The organism is Sphaerisporangium aureirubrum (genome assembly GCF_042658925.1).
Taxonomy (GTDB): domain Bacteria; phylum Actinomycetota; class Actinomycetes; order Streptosporangiales; family Streptosporangiaceae; genus Sphaerisporangium; species Sphaerisporangium aureirubrum.
The window spans coordinates 20,881-29,069 of the sequence record NZ_JBHSRF010000099.1; the positions used below are offsets into that span (position 1 = coordinate 20,881).

Genomic DNA, 8,189 nt, shown 5'->3' on the forward strand with positions numbered 1-8,189 from the left:
GCTACGTGCAAGCGCTACGGTTGGTGCAGGAGGTCACGAAAGGGGACTACACGCGCGATCTTTGACAGACTGTGATTCAGTCCACAACCGGAGGAATGCACGTGTCGATCGACCCCCCGGGTACCGGCTCCACGGTCCGGCGAATCATGCTGGGCGCCAGCCTGCGCAGGCTGCGCGAGGATCGAGGGCTCAGCCGAGAGCAAGCGGGATTTCACATCCGCGCCTCGGAGTCCAAGATCAGCCGGATGGAGCTCGGCCGGGTCGGTTTCAAGACACGTGACGTCGAGGACCTGCTCACGCTCTACGGCGTCAACGATGACGCCGACCGCCGCGGGCTGCTCGAAATGGTCCGCGAGGCCAACACACCCGGATGGTGGCACAAATACAGCGATCTGCTCCCCACATGGTTCACGACATACGTCGGCCTCGAAGAGGCGGCGCAGACCATTCGGACCTACGAGGTGCAGTTCGTCCCGGGTCTTCTCCAGACGGCGGCGTACGCCCGCACGGTGATGAGACTCGGGTTTCCGGACGAGCCCGACGAGGACATCGAACGACGTGTGCATGTGCGCATGCAGCGGCAGGAACGTCTCACCCGGAAGGACGGGCCCAAGCTCTGGGCGGTCATCGACGAGGCCGCGCTGAGGCGGCCCATCGGTGGCAAGGAGATCATGTACGAGCAGATCCAGCACCTGATGGCGGTGGCGAGCCTGCCGGCCATCACCCTGCAAGTGATGCCGTTCCAGTTCGGCATGCACGCGGCCGAGGGTGGAGCGTTCAGCATCCTGCGTTTTCCGGAGTCCGACCTGTCGGACGTGGTCTACGTCGAGCAGCTATGGGGTGCCCTCTACCTGGACAAACGTGAGGACGTCGATCCGTACCTCACCGCCATGGAACAACTGTGCGTGGAAAGCACAACGCCTGGGGGCACCGCCGAGATACTCGGCGACATACTCAGAGAGATCTAGATGACCCAGCCCTATAACGGAATGCCGGCCGCCAACCTGACGGGTGTGGCCTGGCGGAAGAGCCTGTACAGCAACTCGCAGGGCAACTGCGTCGAGCTTGCCGAGCTCCCCGATGGAGGTGTCGCCGTCCGCAACTCTCGCTTCCCGGACGGTCCCGCCCTCATCTACACCCGCGCCGAGATCGCGGCACTCGTCCTCGGCGTCAAGGACGGGGAGTTCGACAATCTGGTCGCGTAACGTCCTGTTCACATATCGCGAGTCCGGTTAACCGGAGAGCGCGCATCGCGTAACCGGGGCCGTTCATCCGATCCGGCAGACTGTTGGCATCCGCTTCAGTAAGTTCTTGGGGGCCCGTGATGCTGGACCAGATGACGCTCTACCCGGTGGCCGATGACGTGTTGTTCGCACCGGGGGGCCGCGTCGTGATCCGTACTTACGGCGTCGCGTCCGCGGCCTCCACAGAGGGTGGCAGCCGTCCGGTTGCGTACCGCACCTGGGTCACGGGAGTCCGCGACCAGCCCCGATACTGGCGCTGGGGTCATTTCGAGGACGCCCGCCGGGGGCACCGCAGGGTTCTGGAATGGCTGACCGGGCGCGGTCCCCAGCCGCAGGCCGTCCCCCTGGGGCCCGTCGCCTAGCAGTCCCGCCCCCGAGCGGTCCCGCCCCCGCGTTCCCCTCGCCCCCGTCTCGCGTTCCGGTCAGATCGGCGCGTTCCACCGGCCGACGACCCGCACCTCGTGCTCGAAGCCGAGCACCGAGAACGTTCCCGTGTCGAGTTTGAGCAGCCTGCCGTCCCCGGCCGCGAGGCCGAGCCAGCGGGCCGCCAGCACGCGCAGGAAGTGCCCGTGCGCGACCAGCACGACGGTGCCCTCCGCGGGCAGCACCCTCGCGATCACCAGGTCGGCGCGCGCGCCGACCTGCTCCACCGTCTCGCCCGGATGATCGGCGTCGCCGGGGATCACGCCGTCCCGCCACAGGTACCAGCCGGGCCGCTCCTTGCGGATGTCGGCGGTTGTGATGCCTTCGTAACCCCCGTAGTCCCACTCCCAGAGGTTCGTGTCGGTCTCGCAGTCGTTCAGCCCTGCCAGCTCGGCGGTGCGCCGGGCCCGGAGCGCGGGGCTGGTCAGCGCCAGGGAGATCGTCTTGCCCTTGAGCACACCGGCCAGCGCGCGGGCCTGGTCCTCGCCCTCCGGCGTGAGGGGGATGTCCGTGCGCCCGGTGTGCCGCAGCGCACGGCTCCACTCGGTCGCCCCGTGCCGCAGAAGTATCAGCTCCTCCATCGCGCCATCATCCACGACCGGGACCCCTCACGGGGTGCCGGGTGAGCCGGTTGCCACAGTGGAGGGACGAGGCACGTGACCGGCGCGTGCCGCCGACCGAGAGGCAACGGCCATGAGGGAGACCATCGCGGGCGTCGCCGTGCCCGACTCGGCGCTCGCCGCCGAGGCCACCGAGCTGGTCCGTGAGGCGGCGAGCCCGCTGCTGTTCGACCACTCGCGCCGCGTGTTCCTGTTCGGCACCCTCCAGGGCCGCAGGCGCGGCCTGGAGCCCGATCCCGAGCTGCTGTACGTCGGCGCCATGTTCCACGACCTCGGCCTCACCGAGGCCTACCGCCGCACCGACCAGCGCTTCGAGATGGACGGCGCCGACGAGGCGCGGCGCTTCCTGGCCGCGCACGGCCTGCCCGAGGCGGACGTGCGTACGGTGTGGCTGGCCATCGCCCTGCACACCACGCCGGAGATCCCCTACCGCCTGGAGCCGGAGGTGGCACTGGTCACCGCGGGGGTCGAGACCGACGTGCTCGGCATCGGCTACCAGGACCTGGACCCGGCGGACGTGGCCGCGGTCACCGCCGCCCACCCGCGCCCCGGATTCAAGGAGCGCATCCTCGGGGCGTTCACCGAAGGCTTCAAGGACCGGCCGGACACGACGTTCGGCACGGTCAACTCCGACGTCCTCGAGCATTTCGTGCCCGGCTTCCGGCACATCGACTTCGTGGACGTGATCAGGGCGTCCGCCTGGCCCGAGTGACCTCGTTCGAGATGGCCGGGATCGCGGGTCAGCCTGCCCGCCCGCCCGGGGACGTGGGCGGCGGGGGCGGCGATCAGGTCGCGGCGGGGTGGTGGGCGCGCAGGGCGTGCTCCACCAGGGCGACCAGCACCTTCTTGCTCGACTCGCGGCGCCGGGCGTCGCACAGCACGACCGGGATCCGCGCGTTCAGGTCCAGCGCCAGCCTGATCTCGTCCAGCTGGTAGGTCCGGGCGCCTTCGAAGCAGTTGACCGCCACCACGAACGGCGTGCGGCGCCGCTCGAAGTAGTCGATCGAGGGGAAGGAGCCGTCCAGCCTGCGGGTGTCGGCGATCACCACCGCGCCCAGCGCGCCGAGGGCCAGCTCGTCCCAGACGAACCAGAACCGCTCCTGGCCCGGCGTGCCGAACAGGTACAGCACGTGGTCGGGGCCGATGGTGATGCGCCCGAAGTCCATCGCCACGGTGGTGGTGGTCTTCTGCTCCACGCCCGAGGTGTCGTCGATGTCCGTCCCGCGGTCGCTCAGCGTCTCCTCGGTGCGCAGCGGGCGGGTCTCCGACACCGAGCCGACCATGGTGGTCTTGCCCGCGCCGAAGCCGCCCGCGATGAGGATCTTCACGGCGATGGGGACCTTCATCGGCAGGGAGCGCCCGTCAGAGCGCGCGAAGGCCATTGAGCACCGCCTTGTAGGTGTCCAGGCTGAGGACGTCGCTGCCCCGGTGCGGCTCCTGGATCGCGACCAGGCGCCGGTCCACGAGGTCGCCGAGCAGCACGCGCACCGTGCCGGCGGGCAGGTCCAGGTGCGCGGCGATCTCCGCCACCGACAAGGGCCGCGGCTCGCACAGGGTCACGATGGTGATGTGCTCGGGATCTAGGCCGGGCTCGCCCGGCGTGGCGGTGCCTGTGGTCATGACGAGGGTGATGAGGTCGAACTTCCCGCGGCTCGGCTTGGTCCGGCCACGGGTCATCACGTACGGCCGGACGATCCGCCCGGCCTCCTCGTCCAGCCACTGTTCCTGCCCTGGGTCGTCGGCGAGGCTGGTCATCACGCTCCTTCCCCCGGATCGCCGAGATCTGGGTGAGGTGGGCGGGCGGCTTCGGCGCGGCCGCGTTCGGTACCGGACTGGAAGGCCGCCAGCATGCGGCGGGTCTCCTCGGGGGTGCGCTCCCCGGCGCCGGGGTTCTGGGGGAGGGGCCGCGCGGGCGGCTCCTCACGCAGGCCCGGCGCCAGGTGCGACTGTGCCACCCGGCGCGGAAGGCCGGAGGGGGTGAACACCGGCTGGGAGGGGACGGCCGGGGCGGCGGGTCCCGCCGGGGGATCCGCCAAGCTGGGGCCGGCGAAAGAGGCGGGTCCCGCCGTCGCCGGGTCGGTCGTGAGGGGGGCCTGGTGGGCCTGGACGGCCTGTTCGCGGCCCGTCTCCGGCCGGGGGTCGGTCTCCTCGGGCGTCACGTCCGGCTCGGGCTGGCGCCCGGGGCGGCGGGGGGCGTCCGCGTCCCGGTCGCGGGCCACGCCGCGGCTGCGCTCGTCCTGCCGCTGCCACGGGTCGGACCTGCGAGGCTCGCCGCCGGAGGTCTCGGGGGCGGGGAGCCCGCTGCCGCGCGCGTCGCCGTCGCCGGTCACGCCGGGCTCCGGGCCGATCAGCTCGCGGGGGAGCAGCACGATGACGGTGGTGCCGCCGTAGGGCGAGCTCTTCAGCGTGACCTGGATGCGGTGCCGCGCGGCCAGGCGGCTGACCACGAACAGGCCGAGGCGCGGGGTGTCGGTGAGCCGGAACTCCGGCGGGTCGGCGATGCGCTCGTTGGCGGCGCCGAGCTCCTCGGGATTCATGCCGAGGCCGCGGTCCTCGATCTCGACGACGTACCCCTTGCCGACCTCCTGGCCGCTGACCCGCACGGTGGCGAACGGCGGCGAGAACGACACGGCGTTCTCGATCAGCTCGGCCAGCAGGTGGATCACGTCGCCGATCGCGCGCCCGGCCAGCTCGGCCTCGTCCATGGGGCTCAGCTCGACCTGGGTGTAGTCCTCGATCTCGGCGAGCGCGCCGCGCACCACGTCGACCATGGGCACCGAGCGGCGCCAGGCGCGGCCCGGGGAGGCGCCGGACAGCACGATGAGGTTCTCGGCGTTGCGCCGCATCCGGGTGGCCAGGTGGTCGACCCGGAACAGGTCGGCCAGCTCGCCGGGGTCGGACTCCCGCCGCTCCATGCTGTCGAGGACGGTCAGCTGCCGGTGCACCAGCGACTGGGTGCGCCGCGCGAGGCTGAGCAGGATGGCGCGGTAGCCGCGCCGCATCTCCGCCTGCTGGACCGCGACCCGCACGGCGGTCTCCTGCACCGAGTTGAATGCCTGGCCGACCTGGCCGATGGCGTCGTTGCCCACCGCCAGCGGCGGCGCCTCGGCGGCCACGTCGACCTCGTCGCCGCGGCCGAGGCGCTCCACGACCGTCGGCAGCCGCCGCCCGGCCAGGTCCAGGGCGGCGGTGCGCAGCTCCTCCAGGCGCCGCACCAGGGCCCGCGCCGTCGTGATGGACAGCACGATGGACGCGACGACCGCGATCAGGCCGAGGCCCCCGGCCAGCGCGAGGCGGGCGATGACGCCGAAGGCGATGGGAGTGGCCCGATCGACCAGCCGGTCGCCGCCCTCGGCGATGAGCAGGTCCAGCCCGCGCAGCACGTCGGTGGTGGTGGCCGCCCAGTTGTCGGCCTCCACCGGGGGCGACTCGGACCGCGTCGACTCGATGAGACGGTCCTCCAGGCGGCGCAGGCGCTCGAACGGCTCGCTGCCGGCGAGCCGGTCGTACGCGGCCCGGTCCTCGGGGGGCAGCTCGCCCGCGGCCGTGGACATCATGAAGCGCTGGGCGCCGACGTTCTGCGCGAAACGGGCGCGCTCGACGTCGGCGAAGCCGCCGGCGACCAGGGCGCCGGCCGCGATGGCGTCCTCCTGGGCCAGTAGTTCCAGGGAGCGGCTGAGCTGGATGAACGTGCGAGTGTCCTTGGCGAACCCGGCGTCGTCCAGAGTGGCCATCGAGTCGTAGATCTTGTACAGCGCCTCGATGACGGCGGTGATGGTCTGGGCGGCGCGGGTGCGGTCCACCGCGCCGCCGTCGACCAGGGCGCGCAGGCCGGGCAGGACGGCGGCCTGGCGGTTCGCCTGCTCGATACGGCGGTTCAGCGTCTCGCCCGCGGCGCGGCGCACGGCGTCGCTCACGGTCTGGCGGCCGAACTCGGAGACCGCGGCGTCGGTGCGCCCGCGCTGGGCGGTCAGCGCCGCGCGCCGGGAGCTGGAGCCGGGGTCGGCCAGCACGACGACGGTGAGGCGGCGCTCGCGCTGGAGTTCCTCGCGGAGCTTCTCGCCGGGGACGGCCACGCCGGAGTCGAGGGTGGAGACCCACAGGACGTTCAGGCCCTCACGGGTGGTCACCCAGGCGGCGAAACCCCACAGAGCGATGAGTGACACCAGCAGCGCGGTGACCTTGACCCGGACACGCGAGTTGCGCAAGCGCACGGCTCCACCCCAGGCGTTATTCGGGAAATCCGCGGTACGGCGCCCGCGAAGCCCTACGTGTATGGTCCTGTCGGAATATAGCGGTTAATCAAGGCGCAGGTCGGCATATTGCCGGTTACCTCCGGGAGACCTTAGCACGTGGGAAAACGGCTCACGACAGGCTCCTGTGATTTTTGTAAAGATGTCGAGTTAATGCCACCCGTCGCGGCATCCGTCCTTCCCGGATGAGCGGCCGTGTGCCCATTCCGGGCGCCGGCCTGGTACCACGCAGTGATCGCGGGCTCGCGCTGGGCGAGATGTAGTGCGGCGGTCACCACGGCGCGCACGATGCTTCTCGGGAGATACAGGTCTTTGTCATGCCACATAGGGGGGAAAACCTCCCATCCTTCCCGTCCACTGCTTTTCAAACCGATTTCCCGCTCTACGCGCATCAAGTACGCATATCCGCGCGCCGCCGCCGCCAGCGATTCCCCCGTGACGCTCGACCGCCCGTCCATCAGCAGCAGATGCATCGCGTACGCCGTCTCCTCGGCCGTCCCCCGCCACACCCCCCAGGAGCCGTCCGCCCGCTGCGTCTCCAGCACCCACCGCACCGCCCGCCGCACCGCCGCCACCGCCGACCCGCCCCCGAACGCCCCCAGCGCCAGCGCGCAACACGCCGTCGCGTAGTAGGGCGACGCGTGCCACCGGTCCGTCCAGCACCCCTCCGCGTCCTGCCGCTCTCCCAGCCACTCCGCAACCGCCGCCATGGCGGCCCCGTACCGGCCCCGGGCCGCCGGATGAGCCGCCACATACTGCCCGAACGCATCCAGCACGTGCGCGTTCACCGTCGTGGAAACCCCGTCCTCCCCCCGCCACGTGCAGAAGTAGGGCCCCACGTGATAGTCCCAAAGACTCTCCGGCGCCCGCCCCACCCCCAGCAACGCCAGCGCGTACAACGCCACCGACGTCGTGTCCGCATCCGCCGGCAACCCCGCCCCCGCCGGCACCCCACCCACCCCCGCCGCCCCCACCAAACTCTCCGCGAGTTCCCCCGGCACATGCACAGGCACCCCCGCCCGCACCATCCAACTCAACGCCCACCCCCTCTCAAACACCGTAATAGGCGTCCCACAAGGCACCACCCCCCCATAAACCCGAACAACCTCCTCCAAATACCCCACAACCGCCCCCTCGGCCCCCTTCACCCCAAGCCCCATGTCCGTCCCGGGAACACCCGCGTCCTCCGCGCCGAGTTCTGTGGGTGTGTCGGGGGTGCTCGCGTCCTTCGTGCCGGGTTCTGTGGGTGTGTTGGGGGTGGTCGCGTCTCCCGTGCCGGGTTCTGTGGGTGTGTTGGGGGTGGTCGCGTCTCCCGTGCCGGGTTCTGTGGGTGTGTTGGGGGTGCTCGCGTCCCCGGCGCCGTGTCCTGTGGGTGTGTTGGGGGTGCTCGCGTCCCCGGCGCCGTGTCCTGTCGGTGTGTTGGGGGTGCTCGCGTCCTCCGCGCCGTGTCCTGTGGGTGCGTCGGGGGTACTCGCGTCCTTCACGCCGAGTTCTGTGGGTGTGTCGGGGGTGCTCGCGTCTCCCGCGCCGAGTCCCGCGTCGGCCCCGGAGGGGCCCGCGTCGGCCTCGGACGGCTCCTCTGTCCGGCGCCGCGTCGGCGGGACGTGGGGCGGCGAATTCGGCGCCGTCGTACGGCGGGTGACCGGGGG

9 protein-coding genes are annotated in these 8,189 nt (G+C 71.3%); 4 read left to right on the forward strand and 5 right to left on the reverse strand.

All coding sequences use genetic code 11. The features are described 5' to 3' along the window. Positions 1 to 95: 95 nt before the first annotated feature. The 3 genes from ACFP1K_RS36750 to ACFP1K_RS36760 all read left to right on the forward strand — a co-directional run bounded on the left by ACFP1K_RS36750 (position 96) and on the right by ACFP1K_RS36760 (position 1,606). Positions 96 to 968: a helix-turn-helix domain-containing protein gene (locus ACFP1K_RS36750; RefSeq protein WP_380762264.1), complete on the forward strand. Its 873-nt coding sequence runs from the start codon at positions 96 to 98 to the stop codon at positions 966 to 968. Further along, positions 969 to 1,205 carry a DUF397 domain-containing protein gene (locus tag ACFP1K_RS36755; protein ID WP_380762266.1) on the forward strand — a complete coding sequence of 79 codons (237 nt, stop codon included), beginning with the start codon at positions 969 to 971 and terminating at the stop codon, positions 1,203 to 1,205. Positions 1,206 to 1,336: 131 nt separating this feature from the next. After that, entirely contained in the window at positions 1,337 to 1,606 is a 270-nt protein-coding gene (locus ACFP1K_RS36760; RefSeq protein WP_380762268.1) for a hypothetical protein, read from the forward strand. Positions 1,607 to 1,666: 60 nt separating this feature from the next. Here the strand turns inward: ACFP1K_RS36760 and ACFP1K_RS36765 are convergent, their stop codons facing one another. After that, entirely contained in the window at positions 1,667 to 2,248 is a 582-nt protein-coding gene (locus ACFP1K_RS36765; protein WP_380762270.1) for a histidine phosphatase family protein, read from the reverse strand. Positions 2,249 to 2,360: 112 nt separating this feature from the next. On the opposite strand from ACFP1K_RS36765, the gene ACFP1K_RS36770 reads away from it, so the two are divergent. After that, positions 2,361 to 2,999, forward strand: a complete 639-nt coding sequence (locus tag ACFP1K_RS36770; protein ID WP_380762272.1) for an HD domain-containing protein — start codon at positions 2,361 to 2,363, stop codon at positions 2,997 to 2,999. Between the two features lie 73 nt (positions 3,000 to 3,072). On the opposite strand, the gene ACFP1K_RS36775 is transcribed toward ACFP1K_RS36770, so the two are convergent. The 4 genes from ACFP1K_RS36775 to ACFP1K_RS36790 all read right to left on the reverse strand — a co-directional run bounded on the left by ACFP1K_RS36775 (position 3,073) and on the right by ACFP1K_RS36790 (position 7,700). Next, positions 3,073 to 3,669, reverse strand: coding sequence for a GTP-binding protein (locus ACFP1K_RS36775; protein ID WP_380762274.1), 597 nt, complete (start codon positions 3,667 to 3,669; stop codon positions 3,073 to 3,075). After that, entirely contained in the window at positions 3,650 to 4,042 is a 393-nt protein-coding gene (locus ACFP1K_RS36780) for a DUF742 domain-containing protein (RefSeq protein WP_380762276.1), read from the reverse strand. The genes ACFP1K_RS36775 and ACFP1K_RS36780 overlap by 20 nt, the downstream gene beginning before the upstream one ends. Then, on the reverse strand, positions 4,042 to 6,501 hold the full coding sequence (locus tag ACFP1K_RS36785; RefSeq protein ID WP_380762278.1) for a nitrate- and nitrite sensing domain-containing protein: 2,460 nt from the start codon (positions 6,499 to 6,501) through the stop codon (positions 4,042 to 4,044). The genes ACFP1K_RS36780 and ACFP1K_RS36785 overlap by 1 nt, the downstream gene beginning before the upstream one ends. Before the next feature lie 131 nt (positions 6,502 to 6,632). Beyond that, on the reverse strand, positions 6,633 to 7,700 hold the full coding sequence (locus tag ACFP1K_RS36790; RefSeq protein WP_380762280.1) for a hypothetical protein: 1,068 nt from the start codon (positions 7,698 to 7,700) through the stop codon (positions 6,633 to 6,635). Positions 7,701 to 8,189: the final 489 nt, after the last annotated feature.